Origin of the sequence: Ulvibacterium marinum, from assembly GCF_003626755.1 — a bacterium.
GTDB classification, from domain to species: Bacteria; Bacteroidota; Bacteroidia; order Flavobacteriales; family Flavobacteriaceae; genus Ulvibacterium; species Ulvibacterium marinum.
On sequence record NZ_RBCJ01000002.1, the window covers coordinates 97886 to 124324 of the forward strand.

Annotated in this window: 23 protein-coding genes; 6 read left to right on the forward strand and 17 right to left on the reverse strand. The window is 41.6% G+C overall.

Annotated elements, in window-relative coordinates; genetic code table 11:
* Window positions 1-126 precede the first annotated feature (126 nt).
* From fmt to D7Z94_RS07615, 3 genes are read right to left on the reverse strand one after another with little or no spacing between them, the layout of a single operon-like run.
* Window positions 127-1074 carry a methionyl-tRNA formyltransferase gene (gene fmt, locus D7Z94_RS07605; protein WP_120710977.1) on the reverse strand — a complete coding sequence of 316 codons (948 nt, stop codon included), beginning with the start codon at window positions 1072-1074 and terminating at the stop codon, window positions 127-129.
* A gap of 1 nt (window position 1075) precedes the next feature.
* Window positions 1076-2971 (reverse strand): RecQ family ATP-dependent DNA helicase, encoded by a 1896-nt coding sequence (locus D7Z94_RS07610; RefSeq protein ID WP_120710978.1) that lies wholly within the window; start codon window positions 2969-2971, stop codon window positions 1076-1078.
* Complete coding sequence (locus D7Z94_RS07615; protein WP_120710979.1) at window positions 2971-3534, reverse strand: AAA family ATPase; 564 nt, start codon at window positions 3532-3534, stop codon at window positions 2971-2973. The genes D7Z94_RS07610 and D7Z94_RS07615 overlap by 1 nt, the downstream gene beginning before the upstream one ends.
* Window positions 3535-3624: 90 nt before the next feature.
* Here D7Z94_RS07615 and D7Z94_RS07620 point away from each other — a divergent pair, with 90 nt between their 5' ends.
* The 3 genes from D7Z94_RS07620 (at window position 3625) to murA (ending at window position 5964) form a co-directional block, all read left to right on the forward strand.
* On the forward strand, window positions 3625-3912 hold the full coding sequence (locus D7Z94_RS07620; RefSeq protein ID WP_120710980.1) for a DUF493 family protein: 288 nt from the start codon (window positions 3625-3627) through the stop codon (window positions 3910-3912).
* A gap of 84 nt (window positions 3913-3996) precedes the next feature.
* On the forward strand, window positions 3997-4641 hold the full coding sequence (locus D7Z94_RS07625) for a DUF4290 domain-containing protein (RefSeq protein ID WP_120710981.1): 645 nt from the start codon (window positions 3997-3999) through the stop codon (window positions 4639-4641).
* A gap of 15 nt (window positions 4642-4656) precedes the next feature.
* Window positions 4657-5964 (forward strand): UDP-N-acetylglucosamine 1-carboxyvinyltransferase, encoded by a 1308-nt coding sequence (gene murA, locus D7Z94_RS07630; protein ID WP_120710982.1) that lies wholly within the window; start codon window positions 4657-4659, stop codon window positions 5962-5964.
* 33 nt (window positions 5965-5997) lie between these two features.
* Here murA and D7Z94_RS07635 read toward each other — a convergent pair whose 3' ends face one another.
* From D7Z94_RS07635 to D7Z94_RS07690, 12 genes are all read right to left on the reverse strand, one after another.
* Window positions 5998-6996 carry a pirin family protein gene (locus tag D7Z94_RS07635; RefSeq protein ID WP_120710983.1) on the reverse strand — a complete coding sequence of 333 codons (999 nt, stop codon included), beginning with the start codon at window positions 6994-6996 and terminating at the stop codon, window positions 5998-6000.
* A 100-nt stretch (window positions 6997-7096) separates the two neighbouring features.
* Window positions 7097-7456 (reverse strand): GIY-YIG nuclease family protein, encoded by a 360-nt coding sequence (locus D7Z94_RS07640; protein ID WP_120710984.1) that lies wholly within the window; start codon window positions 7454-7456, stop codon window positions 7097-7099.
* 87 nt (window positions 7457-7543) lie between these two features.
* Window positions 7544-8455 carry a TolB family protein gene (locus tag D7Z94_RS07645; protein WP_120710985.1) on the reverse strand — a complete coding sequence of 304 codons (912 nt, stop codon included), beginning with the start codon at window positions 8453-8455 and terminating at the stop codon, window positions 7544-7546.
* Window positions 8456-8510: 55 nt separating this feature from the next.
* Window positions 8511-9086 (reverse strand): sugar O-acetyltransferase, encoded by a 576-nt coding sequence (locus tag D7Z94_RS07650; RefSeq protein ID WP_120710986.1) that lies wholly within the window; start codon window positions 9084-9086, stop codon window positions 8511-8513.
* 7 nt (window positions 9087-9093) lie between these two features.
* On the reverse strand, window positions 9094-9267 hold the full coding sequence (locus D7Z94_RS07655; protein ID WP_120710987.1) for a Lacal_2735 family protein: 174 nt from the start codon (window positions 9265-9267) through the stop codon (window positions 9094-9096).
* A 5-nt stretch (window positions 9268-9272) separates the two neighbouring features.
* A complete protein-coding gene (locus D7Z94_RS07660) occupies window positions 9273-9707 on the reverse strand; it encodes a (4Fe-4S)-binding protein (RefSeq protein WP_120710988.1) in 435 nt (144 codons plus the stop codon).
* A gap of 2 nt (window positions 9708-9709) precedes the next feature.
* On the reverse strand, window positions 9710-10006 hold the full coding sequence (locus tag D7Z94_RS07665) for a GNAT family N-acetyltransferase (protein ID WP_120710989.1): 297 nt from the start codon (window positions 10004-10006) through the stop codon (window positions 9710-9712).
* 17 nt (window positions 10007-10023) lie between these two features.
* Window positions 10024-11454: an amidohydrolase gene (locus D7Z94_RS07670; protein WP_120710990.1), complete on the reverse strand. Its 1431-nt coding sequence runs from the start codon at window positions 11452-11454 to the stop codon at window positions 10024-10026.
* Window positions 11455-11463: 9 nt separating this feature from the next.
* Entirely contained in the window at window positions 11464-11883 is a 420-nt protein-coding gene (locus D7Z94_RS07675; protein ID WP_120710991.1) for a DUF1801 domain-containing protein, read from the reverse strand.
* Between the two features lie 45 nt (window positions 11884-11928).
* The gene (locus D7Z94_RS07680; protein ID WP_120710992.1) at window positions 11929-13239 is read right to left on the reverse strand and encodes a cryptochrome/photolyase family protein; all 1311 of its coding nucleotides are present in this window, start codon (window positions 13237-13239) and stop codon (window positions 11929-11931) included.
* A 1-nt stretch (window position 13240) separates the two neighbouring features.
* Window positions 13241-13933, reverse strand: coding sequence for an SDR family NAD(P)-dependent oxidoreductase (locus D7Z94_RS07685; RefSeq protein ID WP_120710993.1), 693 nt, complete (start codon window positions 13931-13933; stop codon window positions 13241-13243).
* Window position 13934: 1 nt separating this feature from the next.
* The gene (locus D7Z94_RS07690; protein ID WP_120710994.1) at window positions 13935-14432 is read right to left on the reverse strand and encodes an SRPBCC family protein; all 498 of its coding nucleotides are present in this window, start codon (window positions 14430-14432) and stop codon (window positions 13935-13937) included.
* 159 nt (window positions 14433-14591) lie between these two features.
* Here D7Z94_RS07690 and D7Z94_RS07695 point away from each other — a divergent pair, with 159 nt between their 5' ends.
* From D7Z94_RS07695 to D7Z94_RS07705, 3 genes are all read left to right on the forward strand, one after another.
* Window positions 14592-15758 carry a T9SS type A sorting domain-containing protein gene (locus D7Z94_RS07695; RefSeq protein WP_120710995.1) on the forward strand — a complete coding sequence of 389 codons (1167 nt, stop codon included), beginning with the start codon at window positions 14592-14594 and terminating at the stop codon, window positions 15756-15758.
* A gap of 90 nt (window positions 15759-15848) precedes the next feature.
* The gene (locus D7Z94_RS07700) at window positions 15849-16694 is read left to right on the forward strand and encodes a DUF2911 domain-containing protein (protein WP_120710996.1); all 846 of its coding nucleotides are present in this window, start codon (window positions 15849-15851) and stop codon (window positions 16692-16694) included.
* Window positions 16695-16784: 90 nt separating this feature from the next.
* Complete coding sequence (locus D7Z94_RS07705; protein WP_120710997.1) at window positions 16785-19988, forward strand: glycoside hydrolase family 2 TIM barrel-domain containing protein; 3204 nt, start codon at window positions 16785-16787, stop codon at window positions 19986-19988.
* Between the two features lie 17 nt (window positions 19989-20005).
* Here D7Z94_RS07705 and D7Z94_RS07710 read toward each other — a convergent pair whose 3' ends face one another.
* Both D7Z94_RS07710 and D7Z94_RS07715 read right to left on the reverse strand, forming a co-directional pair.
* Complete coding sequence (locus D7Z94_RS07710) at window positions 20006-23125, reverse strand: DUF5107 domain-containing protein (protein WP_158594602.1); 3120 nt, start codon at window positions 23123-23125, stop codon at window positions 20006-20008.
* A 5-nt stretch (window positions 23126-23130) separates the two neighbouring features.
* A complete protein-coding gene (locus D7Z94_RS07715) occupies window positions 23131-26394 on the reverse strand; it encodes a VCBS repeat-containing protein (protein WP_211341764.1) in 3264 nt (1087 codons plus the stop codon).
* Window positions 26395-26439 lie beyond the last annotated feature (45 nt).

Below are 26439 nucleotides of genomic sequence, written 5' to 3' on the forward strand. Positions count from 1 at the left end.
TTATATGGATTTGCCATGAACACAAGTAAAATGGAGGGAAATCCCCGTTTTTGTTGATAACTCGGGGCGTTTGTTGATAAAGTAGGGCGATTTTTACGTTTCTCGCAGCCCAATAACGGCGGGGCCTTACGCCATATGGGCCGATTTGGACAATTTAAGGCCGTTTAAGATTTCTTGGGACCTCATTTTTCGTTTCCCAGATAATTGCATTTCCAAAAGTTGAATGAAGCCATCCGAAACAGCAACACGAATTTCCTTTTTGTCAAATAGGATCTGGCCATTTTTATGGGAATGATCTTTCCTTTCCATCGCAACGGCGTAAATCTTTACCAATACGGTTTCGGTGTCATTGATTAGCATGGTCCATGCCGCTGGGTAGGGGCTTAACCCGCGGATATGGTCATGGATTTCCTGAATAGGGCTATTCCAATTGATACGACAGGTTTCCTTGTGTATTTTGGGGGCTTTTTTTAGATTTTGGGAGTTACTTTGTTTGTTTCTTTTTATAGAACCGTCTTCAATCTGTTGGATGGTCCTCAATACCAGATCCGCACCTAAAAGCATCAATTTGTCATGAAGCGTCCCTGCCGTATCTGTTTCTTCGATGGCCACTCTCTCTTGAAGTATTATTTCACCCGTATCTATTTTTTCGTCCAAAAAAAAGGTAGTGACCCCGGTTTCCGTCTCCCCATTGATAATGGCCCAATTAATAGGTGCCGCCCCCCTATATTGTGGCAATAAGGAAGCGTGTAGGTTAAAAGTGCCATATTGAGGCATATTCCATACGGCGTTCGGGAGCATCCGAAAAGCGACTACCACCTGTAGATTGGCATTCAATGACCTTAATTCGTTTAAAAAGGATGGGCTCTTCAGATTGGTAGGTTGTAAAATTTTGATATTTTGCTGTATGGCATACTTTTTTACTGCCGATTCCTGAAGTTTTCGACCACGGCCAGCGGGCCGATCTGGAGCGGTAATTACACCCACAATGGCATAGCCGCTTTCCACCAATTTAGACAGTGAGGCTACTGCAAAATCAGGGGTTCCCATAAAGATAATTCGTAATTTCCCCATGTTACATCAGTTCGTATTCGTTTTTGGTATTTATCCGTATTTCTCCATCTTCCAAAAGATTAGCGATGGCTTTTAGGATGCTATCCTCTTCATACGCCAACACTTCTATCAATTGCCTGGATGTTCTTTCTTTTTCCCTTAATAAGGTCAATATTTTTTTGGGAAGCGATTCCAGACTTTCGGTATTTTTAAAAACTCTCTTTAGACAAACATCACATATACCACATTCTTTTGTACCCTTTTCTCCGAAATAAGCCAAAAGTTGTTTGTTTCTACATGTGGAATCCGTGTTGACATAGCGGAGCATATGCTCCATATTTTCTTGCTTAATCCTATTTTGTTCCTCTACATTTTTGGCAAATACGTTTATAGTGATATCATCCTCCCTGGGTACAAGAAATAATACGTTCAGGTCTTGATTGACGGCATTGTATACAATAATGCCATCCTTTTCCAATCGACTCAATATTTGGATGACATTTTCTTCGTTTTGTCCTGTTTTTTTGGATACAAGATTAGTATTTATTTTTGTATCGAAATCGAAAACTCCGCCATAGGTCCTTAATAGTGTTTGGACAATATCTGCCAGGGCGCGATTTTTCTCCAGATATTCAAAAATTTGCTGTTTGCTTGCCAAAAAACGGATGGTACTTGTCTTAAAAAAGGATTCGGAGAGGGATATTACAGAGTTTAAATCCAGGATACGGAACGCGTTATAGGTAAGCCTGGTATTCAACTGATATGCAGCGCAAAATGTATTGAAGTTCAATGGATAGGCTTCGTTGCTTCCACCACCATAAGGTATTTGAAGGTAGTTGTTGAGTCGGTTATATACTTTTTTTAAGAATGATACATCCGGCAAGACACTTAAAAACTGATTCCTTGCTTGTTTTTCATCTGTTTTATTGGTAATAAGAACAGCTTTTGCCGTTTTGCCATCCCTGCCCGCTCTACCAGCTTCTTGGAAATAGTTCTCCAAGCAATCCGGAATTTGGTAATGTACAACGAGTTCTACATCCGGTTTGTCTATGCCCATCCCAAAGGCATTGGTGGCAACGATTGTTTTCACGTGGTTAGTAAGCCATAAATTCAGTTTCCTCTCCTTTTCCGCATTGGAAATCCCACCATGAAAAAAGGTGGCGCTAATAGCATTCGCATTCAAATAATTGGATAATTCCTCTGTTAGGCGTCGGGTGCGGACATAGACGATACTGCTGTTTTTTGCTTTGGAACAAAGCTGTTTGAGCCTGTAAAGTTTATCCTCTTCCCAAATTACGGTAAAGGCAATATTGTTCCTGGCAAACGAGTCCTTAAATACCGAATGTCTTTTGAACTGTAAATTTTCAATGATATCCAGAGCTACCTTTTCCGTTGCAGTGGCAGTAAGCGCCAAAAATGGCACATTAGGATGTAGCTCCCTTAACTTTGAGCATTCAAGATAAGCCGGTCTAAAATCGTGTCCCCATTGTGAGATGCAATGGGCCTCGTCTATAGCAATTAGGTTTACGTTCATCCGCTGTATCCTTTCGAGTACCATTTCCTGTTTTAAGCGTTCTGGGGAGAGATATAGGAATTTGTAATTGCCGTAAATACAGTTATCCAGTAGGTTGCTTACCTCCTCAAATTGGATTCCTCCAGTAAGTGCCATAGCCTTGATGCCCTTTTTTTTAAGACTATCAACCTGATTTTTCATTAATGCTATCAGTGGGGAAACAACGATACAGATGCCTTCCCTGGCCAAGGCGGGCACCTGAAAACATATGGATTTTCCTCCACCTGTGGGCAAAAGCGCAAGTACATCCTCGTCATTTAGGACACCTTCAATGATATTTTTTTGGGAACCCCTGAATTCTGAAAACCCCCAATACTGTTCTAGAAGTTCACTTGGACTTTCCATTACCCAAGATTTAGCAGATTCAATACATGGTTCTTTCTTTCTTCCACCGGAACCTTGGGGACAATATAAAGATCATACCCAAAATGTTCGTAAGTGCTCGTTAAGCATTTATGTATACGTAGGGATTCCTCATAGCTCTCAAATCGTGCGTTGTCCACCATATGGATTTCGGGCCAGGGGGGCATCATCAATACCATGTCATAACGAAACGTCTGGCAGGCCTTTGTGAAGGTATCGTCATATTTCTGTCCAAAGCAGTCCATATAGGCCAGTACGTCCGGAATACCTCTATCAAAAAAAACGATATTCTGATCCATCCCCTCAACGGATTGATGTTGAGCAATTCGCTGCTGTAGCAATTTTGTATTAAATTGGATAGGATCTTGCACGGAAACGATAGGATTTATGGTGAAGGACTCCAGTCCGGCTTGTTCCTTTTCCTCGAGGGTCATGTTTCTGATTACTTCATGGAGACAGGTGAGCCCCATTTTTTCCAAGCTTTGGATTACCGAGGTCTTTCCGGTACTTGGCCCACCGGTAATTACAATTTTTTTTGGATTCAATAGTTATGTATATGATAGTTACAAAAGTAATCAATAGACGTTAGGTTAAGAAATCTGTTGACGAAGCATTATCTTTGCAAAAACATCTTTATGAATACCGAGAAATCAGATGAGTTTTACAGTCGTCTAAGGGAACAGCTTCAAGAAAGCACTAGCTGGCCCTCCAACTACTTGTATAAATTTATAGTCCCTACCGATACCGAGAAGATAAATAGGATACATGGTATTTTTGACAACACCGGGGCAGTAATTGAATCCAAGAAATCAAAAAAGGGAAAATATACCAGTATATCCATAACCGTAAACCGGAAAAATCCGGATGAGGTTATCCAAAAATATAAGGAAGTTGGTGACGTGGAGGGCGTAATTTCCCTTTAAGGTGAGTATTGGGGATATTTTTGTTACTTTGCAAAGATACCCGTAGAACTACTCCTAATTAATTTTTAAGCTAAAACTTTTAATTTGAATCAAGTAGAGAATTTAGAATACAACACGGAACGTCCCAAGTTGATCATACCGGAATATGGCCGTCATTTCCAAAAGATGGTGGACCATGCTGTTTCCATTGCCGATGATTCCGAAAGAAACCGAGTGGCCAAGGCCATCATAAGTGTTATGGGAAATTTGCAGCCACACTTAAGGGATGTCCCGGATTTTCAACATAAACTCTGGGATCAGTTGTTTATCATGTCCGACTTTAAACTCGATGTAGAGTCACCTTTTCCCATTACTTCCAAAGAGGTATTGCAACAAAGGCCAGAACCGTTGGAGTATCCCCAAAATCACCCTAAATACCGTTTTTATGGCAATAACATCAAAAGAATGATCGATGTGGCCGTAAAATGGGAAAAAGGCGATATGCGGGACGGTCTGGAATATGCAATTGCCAACCACATGAAAAAGTGCTACTTAAATTGGAACAAGGATACGGTAGACGATAAGGTAATATTCAAACACCTGCACGAACTGAGCGACGGCCAGATAAACTTGGTGGACGAGAACCTTACTGAAAGTGGGCAATTCCTCAAAAATAGAATCTCCAAAACAGGGCGAAGCGGTTCCAATAAGAAAAACCAAAGAAACAATCGCGGTAAAAAGCGATACTAACATTCCTAATCCTACATGGGAACATTTAAAATTGAAGGCGGCCACCAACTCTCCGGTGAGATCACGCCCCAAGGGGCCAAGAACGAGGCCCTCCAAATTCTGTGTGCCGTTCTTTTGACACCGGAAAAAGTTACCATCCACAATATTCCGGATATCGTAGATGTCAACAAGTTGATATTATTATTGGAGGATTTGGGCGTAAAGATCCAAAAGAAGGGGAAAGGTTCATATACCTTTAAGGCAGATGATGTGAATTTGGATTATCTGCAGTCGGACGATTTTAAAAAGGACGGTAGGGGACTACGGGGATCTATAATGCTAGTGGGACCATTGTTGGCTCGTTTTGGGAAGGGATATATTCCCAAACCGGGAGGCGATAAGATAGGTCGACGTAGGTTGGATACCCATTTCGAGGGCTTCATTAACCTGGGCGCCAAATTCCGATACAATAAGGAAGAACACTTTTATGGTGTAGAGGCCAAAAAGCTAAAAGGCACCTATATGCTCTTGGACGAGGCTTCCGTAACCGGAACGGCCAATATTGTAATGGCCGCCGTTCTTGCCGAAGGCGAGACTACCATATACAATGCCGCATGCGAACCTTATCTACAACAACTTTGTAAAATGTTGAATCGTATGGGGGCCAAGATTTCCGGAATTGGATCCAATATGTTGACCATCCAGGGGGTAGATCAACTGGTGGGTACCGAACACACTATGCTTCCTGATATGATAGAGATCGGTAGCTGGATCGGTCTTGCTGCCATGACCAAAAGTGAATTGACCATAAAGAATGTCAGTTGGAAGGACTTAGGCCTTATTCCCTCTGTTTTTGGAAAACTGGGTATCCAAATGGAACGCAAGAACGATGACATTCTTATTCCGAAACATAAGGATGGATATAAAATACAGAACTTTATAGACGGCTCTATCCTAACCATTGCCGATGCTCCTTGGCCAGGGCTTACCCCTGATTTATTGAGTATAATTCTTGTAGTTTCCACCCAGGCCAGGGGAGAGGTGCTTATACATCAAAAGATGTTCGAAAGCCGTTTGTTCTTTGTGGATAAACTCATAGATATGGGAGCTAAAATTATTCTTTGTGATCCCCATAGAGCTACGGTCATTGGTCATGATTTTAAATCTACCTTAAAGGCCACTACCATGGTTTCCCCGGATATAAGGGCAGGTGTTTCCTTATTGATCGCGGCATTATCGGCAAAGGGCACCTCTACCATTCATAATATTGAACAGATTGATAGGGGGTATGAGGATATTGACACAAGACTTAGAGCTATCGGAGCTAAAATAGTACGAGTTTAGTTCTTGCGCCCAATCAGGAACTTTATGGATTGATTATTTTTCTACTAAAGACCCATCGGGATATTGGGCAAACCTTCCCTTTTCCTTTGGGTGCACGTTATCGGGATAGGGCCATGGCCAACCTCCGAACTGTGTGATACGATATTCTTGCATCGCTTTTTGAATTTCTTCTTCGGTATTCATGACAAAAGGTCCATATTGAACAACAGGCTCGTCCAACGGTTTGCCCTGCAACATCAATAGCGATGCATCTTTTCTTCCGTTTCGGATAGTTGTATCATGAGAAGCGTCCAACGCTATTCCAAAATTTCGCTGAATCACATTATCACCTATCTTGAGCTCCGAACCTTCATAAAAATATAAGGTTCTGTTTATGGGAGTATCTGTTTTTGGGATGCTAAAGGAGGTATTGGCATTTAAATGGATGTTCCAAATAGCAACTTCGTTTTCAGCATTTGCCGCCCATGAATCCGGAGCAGGTTTTGGTGCCGTAACATCCTCATAAAGGCCAGCAACTATTTTTACCGTACCTCCTTCAAACTCAATAGTTGGAATGTCCTCATGCCATAGCATTTTAAAATGGGGATCCACAAATTTGCTTGCTTTGGGCAGGTTTAGCCAAATCTGAAAAAGCTCCAAGGGGTTTTCCTTTTCCGTCTGCAACAAGGGAAACATTTCCGAGTGTTGTACACCTCTGCCAGCGGTCATCCACTGCACATCCCCTTGACCAAAACGACCGGCAGCACCTAATGAATCGGAATGGTCACAATACCCTTTGTTCACTATGGTAATGGTTTCAAAACCTCTATGGGGGTGAGAGGGAAATCCAGGAATAGTTTGCCCATGATACATGCGCCAACCGTCTTTTACGGTAAAGTCGTTCCCCAAATTCCTACCTTCCAAAGTGGCTGCCGGGGACATGTCTTCCTTTCCCTTGGGATAATGGTCCAAATGATACACGCAGAACAAAAATGGATCTTGGGTCTGCCAGGGAAAACCCAAGGGGAAACTATTTTTAACGGGACTTTTCATGAATCACAGTTTTTGGATTTTTGTCTATTTGTGTTTTGAGGTATTATGTATAGTTATAATAATTGCCTTTTAAGATGTTTGATAGTCTATTCTGTTAGGGCTAGGCTTTTTTTGTCGAGATTTTAATACTTGGGGTTATTGGAATTTTGGTGCCTGAGCTTGTCGAAGGCACCCCATATTGGGTATAGTTTCTAGATAACCTTGGTAGCCGGTTATGTTTACCATCTATTAACGCTTCTTTCTTTTTTCTGCTCCAACCTTGAATTTGTTTTTCACGTTGAAAGGCTTCATCAATTCTATTAAAGATTTCCACATATACAAGATTTATTGGTAATCTTTTTTTGGTATGATTTGCTCCCTTTCCATTTTGGTGTTGCCGTATTCGGAGTTCAAGGTCTTTAGTACTTCCGGTATAATAACTCCCATCGGAACATTCCAAAATATAGGCATAGCCTTTCATTGTCCTAATTTATGAGTGATACGTGCCTTCGACAGGCTCAGGCACCCATTTTGAACAAATTTTCCGCGCATAGTTTTACTCGCGATATCAATTCCCTATTTCCTCATATGAAACAAATGCGAATCGTTTATTATCCGGTGCCCATGAGGGTACATTAATGGTCCCTTGGCCACCGGTAAATTCACATAAGGTTCTTATGTCGCCATTGTCCAAATCATAAAGGCGTAAGGCCACCTTTTTCATGGGTGGATGTTTATCCCCTTGGTCTTCCAGATATGAAATAAAAACAAAATATCTTCCATTTGGGGAAGGATGGGCAAACCAGTTGGAATAGGAATCATCCGTTAGTTGCTGGGGAATACTACCATCGGCTTTCATCCGCCATATCTCCATTTTTCCGGATTGCATGGAATTATAATAAATAAATTGACCGTTAGGGGAATATTCCGGCCCATCATCCAATCCCGGGGAATCCGTCAGTCTTTTTTCTTCTCCTCCATCGGAGGAAATACTAAAAATGTCGAAGTTATCATTTCGTTTTGCCGTATAGACCAAGGTTTTACCGTCCGGGGACCAGCCATGCCAATACGACGGATAATCCGGAGTGATCAATTTTGGGGTGTCTCCGGAAATGGGCATGGTATATATGCGCGAGGTACCTGAAGTAGCCCCTTCAATTTTATCATTATTGCTTATAGCGAGGAATTTTCCATCAAAAGAAATACCATGGTCGTTGTTACAATTTTTAAGATTTCCGGTCGGTAGTAATTCCTTCTTGCTGCCATTAACGGCTACTTTGTATAACAAGCCATTTTGGTTGATAATAAAATAACTTCCGTCCAAACTCCAATTGGGGGCCTCAAAATGTGCTTGCTCCTGGAGCACTATTTTTCTTTCGTTTGTTTCGATGTCAAATATCTCAAGTGTTGATTGGATTTGTCCTGATTGGGAATACATAAATAAAGGGAACACGATTAATGGAAAATTGAAAAGCTTCATTGTTCTTAAATATACCGGTTTAACAGAATCCTAAAGATAATGGAAAATGGTGGGTTTATAGTTCTCGTATGACTTTACATGGATTGCCGAAGGCAAGTACATTTTCCGGAATATTTTTGGTGACAACGGAACCCGCTCCAATGGTTGTATTATCTCCAATGGATACCCCAGGCATTAGTACCGAATTTCCCCCGATCCAAACACTATCCCCAATAACAACTGGAAGTGTTGCCGTTAAATAGGACGTTCCTTTTTCTTTGTTTTCAATAATCCTTTCTGAGGCCTTTAATGGGTGAAGAGCCGTATAAATTTGGACATAAGGTCCAATAAGACCATTTTTACCGATGGTAATCGTATTGTTATCCAGGAAAGAGCAGTTGGCATTGATGAAGGTATTTTCGCCAATGGATATGTGTTCCCCATAATCACAAAAAAAGGGGGCTTCTATCCACACACCGCTCCCTTTGTACTTGAAAAGCTGGCCGAGCAATTCACTGCGTCGATTGGTTTCTTCAGATTCCAAACGGTTATATTCTTGAAAAAGCTTCCTCGCCCTATGATATTGGGCGATCAATTCAGAATCTCTGGAATCATAGTTTTGTCCAGAGAGCATTTTTTCTTTTTCCGTCATATCGCGTTTAAGAAGAAGCGGTTAAGGCCTCTATTTTCTTTTGTACTTCATCCGCTTCCGCATATTTGGTATCACTCGCAGAGCGATTACTTTTGGAAAGGTCGAAAGCTTCCTTCATTAATCTTTGATATTTTTTCTGTAGTTTTTCTACTTCCGATTTCTTCTTAAATAGTCCGAACATCTGTTTTAATCCTTAAAATCATTTTTTGAATGTGTACCGTCGCAATACGGCTTGTTGGCCGATCCCCCGCACCTACAAAACGCCGTTGTACGTTTTTTTTCTTCAATACTCCCATCTGCTAAAGTGACGGATAGATTCCCTTGAACCAATAGAGGACCATTAGGGGAAACCTGTATTTGCATCTGGGATGTGGTCTCCATGTTTTCCTGGATATTTTCTTCGTCCATTTCATAGCTCAGCGCTCCAGAAGGGCATTTGGAAATCTGTGTTTTTAATTCTGCCGTACTAGCATTTTCAGCTTTGATCCATGGCTTCTCTTTAGGATTGTACACATTGGGCAACATATTTACGCAAATTGCCGAGTGTATACATAGTTTTGGTTTCCAGACCACAGTTAACTCTCCGTTGGAGTACTTCTTTACAATTTCTCGTTCAGCCATGATTACGCAATGTTAATTCCTTTTAAAACCAATTTTTTCCATTCGGGATGACGTTTAATATACATGGCCACAAACGGGCACATGGGAACTAAAGTCAAGTCCTTTTTTTCGATGTCCTCCAAAACCGCCTTTACCAAGGAAGTACCTATTCCCTTGCCCTCCAAACCTCTTGGAACTTCGGTATGCGTTAGATAAATTTTATCCTTGGCCTTAATGTATTCTATCCTAGGAACAAGCCCATCAACATGAATTTCATATTGTTTGGCTTCCGAATTGTCTATTAATTGTAAATCGTCCATTATTTTATGATCTCAAATTATTTTGTTCCTATCGGCGGGGGTCCTTCGGGTATCATAGGTTTGTATACTTCGCTACCCTTACGCTGTTTGAATTCGGCTTTCACCTTTTCTACCAATTTTGGATTTTCAAAAAGGTCCACTGCGGTCATGCCCAATGCCTTGGTCGCATGAACCATTCCCTTATGGCCTATGGTCATACCTCCACAGGCCACTACTGCCCACGAATGCCACGGCGTGTCCTTTGGGGCCACTGTCACTTTTAGATTGATATTGGGAACATTCCAGCTTACATCACCAACATCCGTGGAACCTCCTCCCGGATGTTCCTTGGTCTCTGCAAAAGGCTTTAGAGCACTATCCATCCCCACCTGAGGTTTGTTCGTAGCCTCCTGAATTTTTTTTCCAAAAGCAATTTCATCTTCGGTATAGGTTAAAGGATCCAAAAGTTCTAGGTTTTTTTGCATAATCTCACCACCGGCCCTATTGACCAAAACTTCATAAATTCCTGAAATAAGTGAAATTTTATAATCTACATTGGCCATAATGGCAGCACCTTCCGCCATTTTTTGTACCTGTTCATATACGGGCAGCATTCCCTTCCTCTTGGTATCGCGTACCCGTACCCAAAGTTTGGAGTAATCTGGAACAACATTCACCACTTGGCCACCATCTTGGATATGGTAGTGGATACGTACCGTAGGTTTTATATGTTCGCGGTAGTAATTTATTCCCGTTGTATAGAGTTCTAGGGCATCTGAGGCACTGCGCCCATTCCAAGGATCACTGGAGGCGTGGGCAGCCTGACCAAAAAATTCAACCTTAAAATCGACCAAGGCCAAGGAACTTTGAACATCGGCTTCTGTTACCGCTGAAGGATGCCAGCTTAAATTAACATCCACACCATCCCATAGCCCATCCCTGACCATCCATATTTTTCCAAAGAACTTCTCCTCGGAAGGTGTTCCAAAAAATTTAATCGTGCCCTTGATCTTCCCTTGCTCCATAAGTTCCTTTACCGCAATGGCCGAACCAAGGCTTGCCGCTCCAAATAGATTATGTCCGCATCCGTGTCCCGCGGCACCTTTATGTAAGGGTTCCTTGGTCGGTTGGGCCTTTTGGGAGATTCCCGGTAAGGCATCAAACTCACCCAAAACACTAATAACAGGATTTCCGGAACCATACGTGGCCACAAAAGCAGTTGGCATACCGGCGACTCCCCTTTCCACGTTAAAACCATTTTTCTCCGCATAATCCGCTAGAATTCGTGAGGAATCATCTTCCTCAAATGCGGTCTCGGCCAGGGCCCAAATGGAGTCGCTTATTTTTATCAATTCCGCCCTGTGCTTTTCAACCGATGCGATAATGGCCTTTTTGTTGGAGGTCAATTTTTGTCCATGGGCAATAACCCCAAGGAAAAGAAGAATTAAAAGTGATGTTCGGGTCTTCATAAGATTGAATTAGCTATTGTATTTCTTTTTGTAATGTTCATAGGTTGAGCGAATCAATGCTTCAAGGGTGTTCATGTCCACGTCCGACAATCTTTTGATATAAAGACAAGACTTGCCCATCTTGTATTTGCCTAACTTGGTCAGAAAGCCTTGATTACGTTTAGCACCTGCACCGACGTACAATGAAAAGTTTTGCTTGCGAGGAGAAAAACCGATACGGAGCATATCACCTTCCCTTCCGGAATCGTACTTATAGTGGTAGCTTCCAAAACCAATAATACTGGGACCCCACATAACAGGAGGTTCGTCCGAGATTTTCTCCATCAGATTCAAGAGTACGTAACTATCTTTTCTTTTATTCCCGTCTTCCAATCGATCCAGAAACTCCTGTACGGGGACATTGGTGGGTACGGTCTTGTTGCTGGACATTTTTTGGGTCTTTGGTCGAATCCTAAATATACTAAAAAAGGTAGATCATCCTACTGCGTCTTTATAGACTTTAAGGCAACGTTCACGGGCTTCCTTATGGTCCACTATTTTTTGGGGATAGGTGCTCTCATTATGCTCTGGGACCCATTTTGAAATATATTTTTTGTCCGAATCAAATTTGGTAATTTGGGTCATAGGGTTAAAGATGCGAAAATAGGGTGCGGCGTCCACACCACTGCCAGCGGCCCATTGCCAATTTCCTACATTACTGCTCATCTCGTAATCCAACAGTTTTTCGGCAAAATAGGCTTCTCCCCAGCGCCAATCGATCAATAAATGTTTGCATAAAAAACTTGCGACCAACATACGTACACGGTTGTGCATATACCCGGTTTCATTCAACTGACGCATTCCAGCATCCACTAATTTATAACCAGTTAAGCCATTCTTCCACTTTTCGAATTCCTCTTCCTTATTACGCCAGGCGATACGATCGTATTTTGGCTTAAAAGCATTTGTTACCGTTCTGGGATAATGCCAGAGAATTTGCATAAAGAACTCCCGCCAAATAAGTTCGTTCCAGAACACTTCATTTTTTTCCGCAATCGCTTTTTTTACCATTTCCCGAACGGAGACCGTACCAAAACGCAGATGCGGTCCCAGACGAGAAGTTCCATTTTCCTTTGCAGGGTAGTCGCGCGTATCCTCATAACTTTGTACTAAATTGGGAGTCACATTGTACCCGGGGATTTCTATTGATGATGTCTTAAAACCGATATCCGACAGAGTGAGATTGGGTAGTTTGGATTGTGTTACAAAATTTTGAAAATGGGGAATAATGTCATGGACTTTTGTATGATCGTTGGCTTTAAACCTTACCTTCCATTTCTTCATATAGGGAGTATATACCACATAGGGACTACCGTCGTCCTTGACTACTTCGTTCTTTTCAAAAATGACCTGATCCTTAAATGTCTTAAATTCTATGTTGTGCTTTGCCAGTAGTTTTTTAATGCATTCATCCCGTTCCTTGGCATAGGGTTCGTAATCACGGTTTGTATATACGCCTTGAATATCATATTCCTTTAGCAAATCTTTGTAGATGGCCTCGGGTTTTCCATAATATAAGGCCAAACCACTTCCGGATTCATTTTGAAGAGTGCCTCGCATTTGCTGAAGCTTTTTGTGTATAAACGTTACCCGTGCATCGTCTTTGGGTAGTTTGTCCAAGATTTCGCTATCGAAGATAAAGATGGGAAGTACAGGGAAATCAGCTGTTAAAACTTTCAAAAGACCAACATTATCATTCAAACGTAAATCCCTTCGAAACCAAAAAATGCAAACTTTAGCCTTCATTTCAATTGATGTTCAGAGTAGATATTCCACCATCGATCCCGATTACCTGCCCCGTCATCCAACTGCTTTTATCACTTAGGAGGAAAACCGCCATATTCGCTATATCTTCTGCCTGGCCCACTCGTTTTAATGGATGTCGCTCAGCCATATTCTCTTTTTTTCGCTCGTTGCTGAGAAGTTTTGAGGCCAGTGGTGTATCTACCAAGGAGGGTGCTATAACATTCACCCGAAGCTTTGGAGCGTATTCGGCGGCCAAGGATTTTGCGAAACCTTCAATGGCCCCTTTGGACGCCGCAACGCTAGTATGGAAAGGCATTCCCTTTCCAACGGCTACGGTACTGAAGAATACCATGCTGGCACTTTGAGCCATTTTTGGTATAATCTCCTTGACTATTTTCACCAGACCAAGAAAATTTATGCGCATGTCCTGTTCAAAGGTATGCAGGTCCATCATCTTAAAGGGTTTAAGGTTTATGCTCCCAGGGCAATATATAAAACCGTGGATTTCTTCCGGTAAGACGGATAGTTCAAAACTATCTTTGGTTGCGTCGAATGGAATGTACTCGCATTGAAGGTCTTCTAAACCCTCTTGGGAACGGGATGCAATAAAAAGGGTATGGGTTTCATGGAGTTGTTGGGCTACTGATTTTCCAATGCCGTGGGAACCCCCAATTAAAAGGATATTTTTCTTCATTTCAAAAAGATTTTAGGGACAGTACGTTAGGGACACCCTCTACCCTCCCGAAGAGTTCGGTAAGCTTTTGTTCGCGATATTTGAAAATCTTTGTCAACTGCTTTCTTACCAACAATGGATGTGCCCATTGTCCTAGAATACCGAACGGGACTTTGTAGTCAATAATATCCTCCATCTCTACACCATCATCAATTGTTTTCAAAAAATGCTTGTGATGCCAAAGTGCATAAGGACCAAAACGCTGCTCGTCCACAAAATACGATTCATCAATAACATGGGTAATCTCGGTTACCCATTTAGTGTTGTAACCCGGAAAAGGGGACACTTTGTATTGTATAATCTGACCTGGAAACATGGAGCGGTCAGCTCCGGTAAGTATCTTGAAACCCATATGGTCCGGTGTAATTACTTTTAGATTGGCAGGGCTTGATAAGAAATCCCAGGCTTCCTTTTTTGTAATGGGCAAGGCCTGCTTGGAATGTAACTGGTATAGTTTCATAACGGAGTTTGTACAAATATAGAATCAAAAATGTTTAACAAAAAAATAAAAAGGTTAAACAAATAATAAATATAACGATTTTACTACTTAAACCATTGAATATCATTTAGTTTGAGTAAACATTTCTATACTTTTTTTGTACATTGAAAATAAAAACTTTTGATAAGGATTATAGTTTCATATTATTTTCTTTTTCTACCTGTTCTTCTTTCGGCGCAACAGGGCATACGAACAATTGGGGAACTTCCTGGAGCAGTTTCGGAAACCTCCGGACTTATTTTTTACAACGACAGATTGATTACGCACAATGACTCCGGGAATGAGGCGAAACTATTTGAAATAGATACCACCTCCCTGCAAGTTTTTCGGGAAGTAGTTGTTTCCAATGCCCAAAATGTGGATTGGGAAGATATGGCCCAGGACGAGCATTATATTTACATAGGGGATTTTGGAAATAATTTGGGCATGCGTAGGGATTTGAAGGTCTACCGCATTTCTAAGGAAGAATATACTACTTCCGATAGGGTTAGTGCAGAAGTCATTTCTTTCGAATATGAAGACCAAGAAGATTTCTCGAATAATGGAAACAGCGATTGGGACGCCGAAGCCCTATTTGTACTAGGCAATGAACTTGTAGTACTTACCAAACAATGGCTGACCTATGGGACAACGGCGTACAGTATTCCCAAGACTCCTGGAGTGCATATCGCCCAGATATTGGATGAATACCCGATTAATGGTCTTGTAACCGGGGCCACATTGAATCCAAATAACGATGTACTGTATTTAACAGGGTATTCGTTTACTCTTAGTCCTTTTTTGGTTAGAGTTAGTGGCATAAGTCCAAGGACTATTTTCACTGAAGATATGGTACGCATAAATTTGGATTTAGGACTTACACAAATAGAGGGTATTACTCATATGGACAACGAATCATATTTCCTTTCTTCGGAAATGTTCTCAAGAACCAATCCTTCGATTACTACGAAACCTATTCTTTTCTCCTTTAACAACAAAAGTATACAGGCGGGGGAAGAAATTCCCATGGATGATCCGATAGATTCTGAAGATAGCCCGGAGGAACTATTGGAAGAGCTTCTCCTTTTTAAAAGGTTTGGTTCGGATTTACTTGAATATAGACTAGCTACTGCGGAATCCGTTTATGGATATGCTATTTTTGATACCTCCGGTAGGCGTATTCAGCACAAAATCCGTCCTGGAGTTCCAGAATCTACAATTGATGTATCCACTTTGAAATCTGCAATTTATTATCTTACCTTTTATTTTGGCAACAAATCCTCAACTAAGCCTTTTGTTTGTCCCTAAGATAGGGTCACTTTTTATTTAAGACTTCCTTAACAAACCTGGCCCAGGTTTATATTTAGTTTTGTGCATAACTCAAAAACTTTAGTACTGATGAAAAAAATAGTGATTATCCTTTTTATTGCTGCTCTTTCCTTTCCTTTGGCAGCTCAAGTGAAAACTCCGGCTCCGAGCCCTTTCTCTAGATTAGAGCAAAAAATTGGATTGACCGATGTTGCCGTCGAATATTCAAGACCTTCCATGAGGGGACGAACCATTTTTGGGGATTTGGTGCCCTATGACAAATTATGGCGTACAGGTGCCAATGGCTATACCTTGGTTACTTTTGGTGATGATGTGAAAATAGCTGGTAACGCGGTAGAAGCAGGAACATATTCCATTTTTACAAAACCTGGCAAAGAATCTTGGGAAGTATTTTTTTACACGGATACGCAAGGTGGTGGTACGCCAAGAAATTGGGATGATAGTAAAGTAGCGGCTAAAGTTACCGTTCCGGTATATCCAATCCCTATGGCGGTGGAAACTTTTACGATTACCCTGGATGATTTAAAGACAAATTCTGCCAATTTAGGCCTGCTTTGGGAAAAGACCTATGTTGCCGTACCTATTGAGGTACCTACCGATGCAGCGGTCTCCAAAAGTATTGAACGTGCATTGAACGGTCCGTCCGCAGGGGACTATTATGCTTCTGCTGTCTACTATCTTATGGAAGGCAAGGATATCAATAAAGCTAAGGAGTGGATGGATAAGGCCATGTCCATGACCGAAGAACCTGCGTTCTGGCAATTACGCCAACAATCATTGATATTAGCGAAAGCTGGAGATAAAAAAGGTGCCGTCGCAACGGCAAAAAAATCTTTGGCGAAAGCTGAAGAAGCAAATAATGCCGACTATGTAAAAATGAACAAAGCGTCCCTAAAAGAGTGGGGTGCCCTTTAGAAGATAATTGAATGTAATTTTAAGCCCGCTTTTAGAGCGGGCTTTTTTTGCATTATACTATCTTTAGGACAACAACGAAACATCCCGATTATGTATAAGGTGCTTTTTTATCTGATGGCCCCCGTTTTTTTAATTTCTTGTAATAGCACTATTGAACGACCTGTTTATACGGCGGAAAAATGGGAAAATCCCGAATGGGAGGACCCGGAAATCTTTCAAATTAACAGGGAGGAACCTACCGCCTCTTTCTACAGGTACGAGAGCATTGACGAGGCATTACAGAACCAAAGTTGGGAGAGCTCTCCCTTGTATAGGTCCTTAAACGGAACATGGGATTTTTATTGGGCAAAAAACCCGCAAGCCCGTCCTCAAAACTTTTATGAAAAGGGATTTAACATTTCTGGCTGGGATACCATAGTCGTTCCCTCCAATTGGGAAATACAAGGGCATGGAATTCCCGTTTATACCAATGTTTCTTATATGTTCCCTCCCAATCCGCCCTATATTCCCCATAAAACTAATCCTGTGGGTAGTTATAAGAGAGACTTTGAAATTCCACAAAACTGGGAAGGCAAAGATATCTATCTTCATTTCGAAGGTGTTAGCGGTGCCATGTACGTATGGGTAAATGGGCGAAAAGTTGGGTACAATGAGGGGAGCAAGACCCCGGCTGCTTTCAACATTACCGATTACGTGGTTCTCGGTGAAAATTCCGTGGCCGTTCAGGTACTTCGTTGGTCCGATGCCAGTTATCTGGAAGACCAGGATTTTTGGCGTTTGAGTGGTATGAACAGGGATGTATATCTATACGCCACCAACAAGACGACCATCAAGGATTTCAGGATAATAGCGGATTTGGAAAATGGATATACCAACGGATTGTTTCAACTTTCCGTAGAAGTTTCAAATCCTGGGAATCAGGAGTTGGAGATACAACTTTTGGATAACGATACCCCAATATTCAGTAGTTCCAAAAAAGTGAACTCAGAAAAAGATGTTTCATCGATTACCTTTGAGGAAAAGCTTCCCAATATACAAACCTGGAACGCCGAAAAACCCTATTTGTATACCCTATTATTAAAGTTAAAGGATGCCGATGGAACTTTAATGGAAGCGGTTAGTTTTAAGACCGGTTTTAGAAACATAGAGATCAAGGACAATCAATTTCTGGTAAATGGAAAACCTGTGTTGATCAAGGGAGCCAACCTTCATGACCATAACGATGTAACTGGGCATGTAGTTACCGAGGACTTGACGTTGAAGGACCTTATCTTAATGAAGCAGAATAACCTCAATGCCATTCGATGTAGCCACTACCCAAAGAATCCCCACTTTTATCGAATGTGTGATCAATATGGATTTTATGTCATTGATGAGGCCAATATTGAAATCCATGGGATGGGGGCCACCAACCAGGGGCTGGATGATAACGAAGAAGCCCAGGCCATACACCCAGCCTATTTACCGCAGTGGAAGGCCATGCACCTGGATCGGACAAAACGCATGTTTGAACGTGATAAGAATTTTACTTCCATCGTTACTTGGTCGTTGGGGAATGAGGCAGGTAATGGCCAAAACTTTTTTGCCACCTATGATTGGTTAAAATCGAAGGACACCACGCGTCCCGTTCAATATGAAGGTGCTACCGCTTATGAAAACACGGATATTCAAGCCCCGATGTATATGCGCATTCCAGATATGATTGCCTATGCAGAAGATGGCCCAGAGCGCCCGTTGATCCAATGCGAGTATGCCCATGCCATGGGAAATAGTCTTGGAAATCTTCAGGATTATTGGGATGTAATCGAAAAATATGATGTTTTGCAGGGTGGATTTATTTGGGATTGGGTAGATCAAGGTTTACTGGCCAAAACTGAAAGTGGTGAAGCCTATTGGGCCTATGGTGGTGATCTTGGCGGACAGGACCTACAAAATGATGCTAATTTTTGTTTAAATGGGGTGGTGAACCCGGACAGGTCGCCACAGCCCTTGTTACATGAACTTAAAAAGGTATATCAATACGTAAACTTTAGAGTCGAAGACGCCAGGTCAGGGAGACTAAAAATTAGCAACCGGTATGATTTTACCAACTTAAATGAATTTAATTTTAGTTGGGAATTAATGGAGGACGGTACAAAGGTAGCTACCGGAAACCTTCCTGAAATTATCTTGAATCCTTCAGAATCGGCAGTATTGAATATAGACTTGCCCAGTATGGAAAAGAATGGTGCCGAATATTTACTGAATGTATATGCCAGGACTAAAACAAAGGCTCCTCTTGTTCCTAAGGACCATTTGGTAGCCTATGAGCAGTTTTCCATTTCGGAGTATACCCCTGAAGTTTTTGAGACCAAAGATTCCGGAAACGGATTTTCCATTGCTTCCGATGGAGATACCCTTATTATTTCCGGAAAGGATTTTGAAATGAAGTTCAATAGTACTCAAGGAAAATTGACTTCTTTGGATTATGGTAATGGGAATATATTGTTACAAGGGATGCGTGCAAATTTCTGGCGACCGACGAACGATAATGATTTTGGGTATAATATGCCCAAAAAACTGGGTGTTTGGAAAGATGCTTCTGAAAGCCAGGATTTCATTGGACTCAATGTGACTTCTGACCGGAGTAATACGTCCATCGATGTTTTAAAACTTGCAGAAAATCCATATGAAGTTGATGATGATAAGCTTAAAATAACCACTACTTACGGATTGCCTTCAGTAGGGGGGAAGGCTACAATTACCTATGACGTAAACGATAAAGGTGAAATACGGATTACGAATCGACTCTTGGATATTAAAGATAGCCTACCTGTAATGCCCCGCTATGGAAACAATTTTATCATCAATGAAAACTACCATCTAGTAAACTGGTATGGGCGTGGTCCGCATGAAAATTATGAAGATAGAAAAACTTCGGCTTTGGTGGGAAGATATGAGGCCAAAGTAGCTGATTTATACTTCCCCTATATCCGTCCTCAGGAAAATGGCAACCGGACGGATATTCGTTGGGTTCAATTTGTGGATGGCAAAGGAAAAGGCATAGAAATTTATGCACCTCAATTATTTGGTTTTAGTGCGCATCACCAATATAATAGCGATTTTGATGCGGGAGAAACCAAACAACAGCGCCATACCTTCGACATCGTAAAGCGAGACTTGGTCAATATCAATATCGATTACCGCCAAATGGGTGTTGGAGGTGATAATAGTTGGGGCCTAATGGCCTTGGAAAAATATCAGATCCCGGCTACCAATTTATCCTATAGCTATATCATAAAACCGATTCGGTAAAATAACGTTTGTCCCATTTATGGTGCTACCTGCTGCGCGGACCATTGTGCCAATTCCCAGACATCCAGTGGGATGTTGTCCCCATTTTGGGTGGTATTTGGACTTTGTTCGAGCTTTAGAGCCAATTGGCCCACACTATGGTTTTCGCCAATCAGTCCCTTCAAATAATCCTTAACCTTTTCGTAGCTGCCGTCATTGAGCCTTTTAGCCGCTAACAGGCCATATAGATGATTGATCGTATTTTTTTGCTCCGAACTTTGGGTATATGACACGATATTTTCCAAAAGGGATTTACTTTCTTGAGATTTGTCCATTTTTTCCAGGGTCATGGCCAAAAGGAAATCCTGCTCGCGCTCATCGGTATCATATGGTTTGCCTACCCCAATATTTTCTGGCCATTCCTTGGATTTTTCTAAAACCTCCTTAGCCTTGGCAAATCGATTTTTTTTGTATTGTTCCATGGCCACTGCCATATGGGCCCTTTCATAAATACTTCGACTTTCCGTGGCATGTTCGTAGGGTAAAATTTGAATTTTATCCAATACCTTAAGTACATCGGCATGACGATTAGTATTTACCGATGCCTTGGCGTGAGACAGACCAATGCTATAGTGGTCCGGGAATTTTCGATACGCTTTTCTAGATAAGACATAAGCGTCCTCATATTTTTTATGCTGTAAATAGAATTGAATATGTTCCTCCCATACCCTCCAATTAGAGGGGTTTAAGCTCAATGCCTTTTTTAAATCATTCAATCGCTGGGGATAAGGATTTTCGTCCATAAATTCCGCTCGGAAACGATAGAAAACATCACTATCCGGTTGTTCCCCTAAGGAATTCAGCAGTTCCTTTCCTTCCTCTTCAAGACCTATGGCTACATAATTCTGAGCCAAATAATAGTTTAATTTCCAATGGCCATTTTGTGCAGCGGCCCATTTCAGGACAGGCAGGGTTTCATTTCGGTATGGAAAGACAAAATCTACGGGATTTTGTGTCAATTCATTCAGTAAAGCGTTACTTTTCGGATTATCGGCATTTCGGGATAAATAAGCAATCCAAAGTTTATTTTTGACGGTTTCACCTTTCCCTAGAACGGCAAAGGCTTCATCCTCCGAACCATAACTGAAGTATTGCAAAGCCAATTCCAACAAAGTTTCTTCCGGAAATTCATTGTGGATTTCCAAATCGACCTTACTGGTAGAATCCATAAACATCTTTTCCGTCAATGCAAATTGGTTTAAAGGATCAATCTCAAGGATGGTTTCGATATGACTATTGAATTCCTCGGTTTTCTTTTCTTTTCTTGACGCCAGGGCAAGAATATACTGAGCATGTACATTGTATCGATTAAAATCCAGAGCCTTTTGAGCATACATTTTTGCCCGGTTATAATTCTTGGAAGCCAAATAGATTTCTGCCATTTTATAAAAGGCAGCATTGCGGTACTTTATATCGCGAGCAGCCCAACCCAAGGATTCCAAGGCATTTATAGTATCACTTAAGGCCCGGTAGGCAAGGCCTGCAAAATAATTGGCCCCTGGGTTATAGGTGTCCAGCCGTAACGCCGTATTGGCATAATCAAGTGCCTTTTCGAAATTGGTCCTTCTAAACTCCAATTCCGCCAATTTTACCAATGCATCTTGGTGGAAAGAATCTAGCTCCAAAAGTTTTGAAAAAAGCTCATGTGCCTTCGCATAATCCCTAAATTTCATAGCCTCCCAACCATCCGTATAAAATTGTTCGACATCTGAAAGCTTGGCGTTTGCATTTGGGTCAAAAGGTCTTTTGATGCGATTCCTTTCCGGATCGTTGACAAACTGTAGCTCGCTTCCTTGGATTTTGACCTCTATTTTGTCAGAAGATTTCGCTGTTACTGTTTGGGAGAAAATTTCCATAGGTTTCAAATCCAACCTCTCCGAATACAACTCTTTATCATTAACAAGAATTTGAATTATTTTATTCAAATTCTGTAGTGCGTTGACTCCAACATAAAGTTCATTGCCTTCCAGTTTTACATTCAAGACCCCATCTTCCGTAGCATCTACCATTCCTCCGATTTCTTTAAAAGGAAACCATATCTCGCGCCAGCGATCCATTACGTAGGGATCAAAATTTGCCTGGGTAATAGGATTAACAGCATTGGAGGGAGAAAATTGATTGAACAATCTACCTGCCTGAAACTCCATATATTGCCCATCGGTATCCGTCAATAAATCCTCCCAAATACCGCCGCTTCGGGACAAGGCCCATAGCCATAGTTTTTGACCTGGCATCTCTTCATAAGGAGCCCAATGTCCGAAACCGAATTTTTTGTTATGGTAATATCCCCCGAAAAAATCTTCATATTCCCCAACTATGTGTTTGGATTTTGAGCCGCCATATCTATTGTTTTTATAAAAGGCCGTATTTCTTCCTTCGCTATCAAAAGGCCATGGGCGGGCAGTTCCATTATGTTCCAGATATTGGTTACCGGGGTAAATAAATTCAAGATCATCGGCCACGACAGCTGCTGCGGTCATCCAATTATAATAGGATTGGTTTACCGAAGTTCCATTGTACCAATAGGCTTTGGTCTCTACATAGGCCTTGTCCGCTTCCAATCGGATTTCAACTCCCCAATTGGTTCGGGAGGTTAAATCCATGGCTCCAACAATACAGCTTACGCTACCGTCCACATTTTCTTTGGTAACGTAGTCAACCGGGGTCGCTGTATCCGGGCTGTGCCCTATCAACCCAAAATTAAACTCGATACCTCCCGATGTCCAAGGCCCTCTCATGGCAATGTTGCGAAACTTCATGACCTCATTTTTGTAAAGGAACTCTTCTCCCGTACTTTTATCGATAGCGCCCCATATCTTACCTCCAACTTCCGGAAGTACAAAGACCTGGATATAATCATTTTCCAAAGTAACTACCTTCCACGGTTTTTTTTCAGAAACCTGATCGTAACCATAAAACTTGAAATAAGGAAAAATTTTAGGATTGTCGACCAAGATGGGTACTGGGTCTGGATCTTGGAAACCATAGGTATCCAACATGAGTGTTTCTTCCTTGATGCTTACGGATTGGCCATGTATAGTCATGTTCCAATTAATTAGTACTGCAAGGAGAAGCGTATAGCTTTTGAAGCATTTCATATTTTTCATTTTTTATAGTCGATTTTGTAAGTAAGCAATGTATCGTTGTTTCTTGCCAATAAAAGTAGCTCTTCATTTTTGCGAAGTTGAACCTTTATAATGTCCCGTACTTCCCCAGTAATATTAAGTCCACTTTTGGAATGGGGTACCGGATCAAAACCTCCTTTTCCGTTTCCTAAAAGAAGTACACCTCTATTGGCATCATATCTTCCATATTTTACACGTGTTCCAAAGAAATTGCCGGCCAATAGCAAATCCAGATTATCATCCTGATTAAAATCATGGACTAAAATTCCATAAACCGGAGCAAATTGGGCAGGATAGGGTAGGGGTGCCAACCGAAAACTTCCATTACTCAAGTTTTCCATATAACTGGTTGCAAAGTTTTTAGATCTCAAGACTTGTGCGTTGGCCAATTCTTCAGCAGTAAATATGTTGGTGATTTTCTGATCGGCGTAATCCGAGTAATTGACGTATCTATTTTTGAGCTCGCTCAATTGCCCGACCAAATCGTCTTTGGAGAAAACCGGATAGCTTTCTCCCATCACATAGGAACATAAAATAGGATCCAAGGAACCGTTGTTGTCAAAGTCCTTGAAATAGAGCTCTGCAGGTTCTTCTGCGGAAGCTTTTAATTGGGAATTTAAGCCAAAATTGCCTAAAATGTAGTCCATATCCCCATCGGCATCAAAATCTGCCTGCTCAATGGTGTTCCACCAGCCCTCAGAATCCTTAAGGCCGGAAGAGTCGGTAACTTCCTCTAATTTACCATTCGAATTTTCAAAAAGACGAACTCCCATAAACTCTCCAATAACTATCAGGTCTACTTTGCCGTCTCCGTTGAAATCGGTCCAAAGGGCATCGGTCACCATTCCGGGATTTAGTAGGGCTGGGTTTACTTCTTGGGTAACATCTGTAAAACCTCCCTTGCCATTGTTCTGCAAAATATAGCTTCGGGGGGCAGTGGGATACTGTCCTGGAGTCAACCTACCTCCAACGAACAGATCAAAATCCCCATCAGCATCATAATCGCCAGCGACTACGGTAGAACCACTCGTATACATTTGGGGTAAAGCGTTTTCATTCCTATTAAAGACACCATTTCCAGAGTTAAGGTAGATGCGGTCTTGTAGTTGAGGGGCATTGCTGTCGAAATCGTTTCCACCACTGATTACGTATAAATCCATGTCGGTATCGTTATCCGCGTCAAAGAATAGTACACCAAGATCTTCGGAATTTCCATCCTCTTCGAAAACTTTGGAATTGGACTCCTGGAAACTTCCGGTTTTGGATTGTAAGAAAAGCTTACCCGAACTACCCTTGGCTCCACCGATGAAAACATCTTCCAGACCATCACCGTTGACGTCCGCTTTAGCCATCTTTGGCCCTTGTGTGGAAAGTTTGTGCGGTAGTAATTGTTCTCGCTTAAAATCGATGAAGTTATTTTCACGGTGCACAAAACTCAATGGACCATCAGTGCTAATGTCCGCGAAATAGGCTTGTTTCAGATTGCTGGGTTTCTCTTGCTGCATTCGGGCATCTTTTTGATGAAGGATCAGTACTTGGTTTGGAACTATGTTTTGTAAGATTTGTATACGGCCGTCAGGCCAAAAAACAGTGAGGCTATCTACAGTCTCCTCTCCAAGTCCAAAAGTTAGGTCATGCCCCATGGAGGATTGATACCCACGAGTAGGAATCATTTCCTGTACCAACTTTTTACCCGCGCTGTATACCGTGACTTTGGCCCCTATACCAAAAGTGTTTTTGCCTTCCCCCTTTAAACGGATTTTCAAATAATCATTCCCAGTTAAGGTTTCACTGTTGTTGCGATATACAAAAGCCTCGGTGTCAATATTGTTCACCACCAAATCCAGATCGCCATCATTGTCCAAATCGGCATAGGCAGCACCGTTGGAAAGTGATTTTTGATCCAATCCCCAAGAAGAGTTGACCTTTTCAAAAGTTAAATCTCCTTTATTTTGATAGGTATAGTTTTCCTCTACGGTAGAAGGAATTTTTTCTATCAGGTCCATAATTGCGGTTTGCTGCCCTGTTTTGTTCTCCTTTAGTTTTTCTTGAACGGCGTAGTTTATAAAATCCATATTGGTGTAATCCCTTTTATAACCATTGGTTATAAAAAGATCTTTATGTCCGTCCAGGTCCAAATCGGCAAAAAGTGAAGCCCAGCTCCAATCCGTGTTGGAAATACCCGAAAACTGACCAATTTCGGAAAACGATGTCCCCTGATTATTGAGCTGTAGCATATTACGCATGGTCTGATTGTAAAACCCCGAATTGACCAAGAGTTGATATTTATCGTAATTATCGGGTCCTGACACCATTTTTTGGCGATAGTTACCTTCAGGAAGCATATCCAAGCTCATGATATCCATGTACCCATCATTGTTGATATCGGCAATGTCCGAACCCATAGAAAACATAGAGGTGTGTCCTATGAATTCTTCCAAACTCTCGGAAAAAGTTCCGTCTTGGTTATTGATGTAGAGATAATCCTGCTCGTTATAATCATTGGACACATAAATATCCAACCAGCCATCGTTATTGATGTCCGAAACGGCCACCCCCAATCCGAAGCCGAGTACATTGGAGATTAAACCCGCCTCATCGCTTACATTGGTGAACTTGCCGTTATCATTACGGTATAACTTATCGGAAAAGGCAGGATTCTTTCGATTTTTTAAAGATGCTGTTATTTGACCAAATCCGGCATATTTCTGTGAAGAGTGATTCAAAATAAAAAGATCAAGATCACCATCTTTATCGTAATCGAAAAAAGAAGCTTGGGTAGAATAACCGGAATCGTCCACACCGTATTCAGCTCCTTTCTCCGTAAAGGTTACTTGACCTGAGCCCGCCTGACCGTCGGGCAGGTCTTTGGAAGGGCCATTATTGATAAAAAGTAAATTTTTCCGTTGGTTTGCCGAAGGCGTCGCAGAGCGGCAAATGTAAATATCCAAAAGCCCGTCTCCGTTCACATCGGCCATGGTAGTTCCGGTGTTCCATAAACCTTCAGCAAAAACCCCCGCCTCCTTGGCAATTTCCTCAAATTCGAAATTACCTTGGTTGATATACAGGTGACTACCGACCATGTTTCCGGTAAAATAAATATCCAAAAGCCCATCATTGTTTACATCGCCAATGGCTACTCCACCACCATTGTACAGATAGCTATATTCCAGTACGTTAAACTCCTTGGTTTCTCGCAATACGTTCTTGAAGGCGACTCCTGTTGCGCTGGGTGCCAACATCGTAAACATTTTACTATTGTCCTCCCGAGTACAAGAGATAAACAG

What these genes read in the sequence shown, in the direction of transcription:
- fmt (WP_120710977.1), bottom strand. Translation starts at nt 1,074, where the DNA reads ATGGGGAAATTACGAATTATCTTTATGGGAACCCCTGATTTTGCAGTA.
- D7Z94_RS07610 (WP_120710978.1), bottom strand. Translation starts at nt 2,971, where the DNA reads ATGGAAAGTCCAAGTGAACTTCTAGAACAGTATTGGGGGTTTTCAGAA.
- D7Z94_RS07620 (WP_120710980.1), top strand. Translation starts at nt 3,625, where the DNA reads ATGAATACCGAGAAATCAGATGAGTTTTACAGTCGTCTAAGGGAACAG.
- murA (WP_120710982.1), top strand. Translation starts at nt 4,657, where the DNA reads ATGGGAACATTTAAAATTGAAGGCGGCCACCAACTCTCCGGTGAGATC.
- D7Z94_RS07635 (WP_120710983.1), bottom strand. Translation starts at nt 6,996, where the DNA reads ATGAAAAGTCCCGTTAAAAATAGTTTCCCCTTGGGTTTTCCCTGGCAG.
- D7Z94_RS07640 (WP_120710984.1), bottom strand. Translation starts at nt 7,456, where the DNA reads ATGAAAGGCTATGCCTATATTTTGGAATGTTCCGATGGGAGTTATTAT.
- D7Z94_RS07645 (WP_120710985.1), bottom strand. Translation starts at nt 8,455, where the DNA reads ATGAAGCTTTTCAATTTTCCATTAATCGTGTTCCCTTTATTTATGTAT.
- D7Z94_RS07650 (WP_120710986.1), bottom strand. Translation starts at nt 9,086, where the DNA reads ATGACGGAAAAAGAAAAAATGCTCTCTGGACAAAACTATGATTCCAGA.
- D7Z94_RS07655 (WP_120710987.1), bottom strand. Translation starts at nt 9,267, where the DNA reads ATGTTCGGACTATTTAAGAAGAAATCGGAAGTAGAAAAACTACAGAAA.
- D7Z94_RS07660 (WP_120710988.1), bottom strand. Translation starts at nt 9,707, where the DNA reads ATGGCTGAACGAGAAATTGTAAAGAAGTACTCCAACGGAGAGTTAACT.
- D7Z94_RS07665 (WP_120710989.1), bottom strand. Translation starts at nt 10,006, where the DNA reads ATGGACGATTTACAATTAATAGACAATTCGGAAGCCAAACAATATGAA.
- D7Z94_RS07670 (WP_120710990.1), bottom strand. Translation starts at nt 11,454, where the DNA reads ATGAAGACCCGAACATCACTTTTAATTCTTCTTTTCCTTGGGGTTATT.
- D7Z94_RS07675 (WP_120710991.1), bottom strand. Translation starts at nt 11,883, where the DNA reads ATGTCCAGCAACAAGACCGTACCCACCAATGTCCCCGTACAGGAGTTT.
- D7Z94_RS07680 (WP_120710992.1), bottom strand. Translation starts at nt 13,239, where the DNA reads ATGAAGGCTAAAGTTTGCATTTTTTGGTTTCGAAGGGATTTACGTTTG.
- D7Z94_RS07685 (WP_120710993.1), bottom strand. Translation starts at nt 13,933, where the DNA reads ATGAAGAAAAATATCCTTTTAATTGGGGGTTCCCACGGCATTGGAAAA.
- D7Z94_RS07690 (WP_120710994.1), bottom strand. Translation starts at nt 14,432, where the DNA reads ATGAAACTATACCAGTTACATTCCAAGCAGGCCTTGCCCATTACAAAA.
- D7Z94_RS07700 (WP_120710996.1), top strand. Translation starts at nt 15,849, where the DNA reads ATGAAAAAAATAGTGATTATCCTTTTTATTGCTGCTCTTTCCTTTCCT.
- D7Z94_RS07705 (WP_120710997.1), top strand. Translation starts at nt 16,785, where the DNA reads ATGTATAAGGTGCTTTTTTATCTGATGGCCCCCGTTTTTTTAATTTCT.
- D7Z94_RS07710 (WP_158594602.1), bottom strand. Translation starts at nt 23,125, where the DNA reads ATGAAATGCTTCAAAAGCTATACGCTTCTCCTTGCAGTACTAATTAAT.
- D7Z94_RS07715 (WP_211341764.1), bottom strand. Translation starts at nt 26,394, where the DNA reads ATGTTGGCACCCAGCGCAACAGGAGTCGCCTTCAAGAACGTATTGCGA.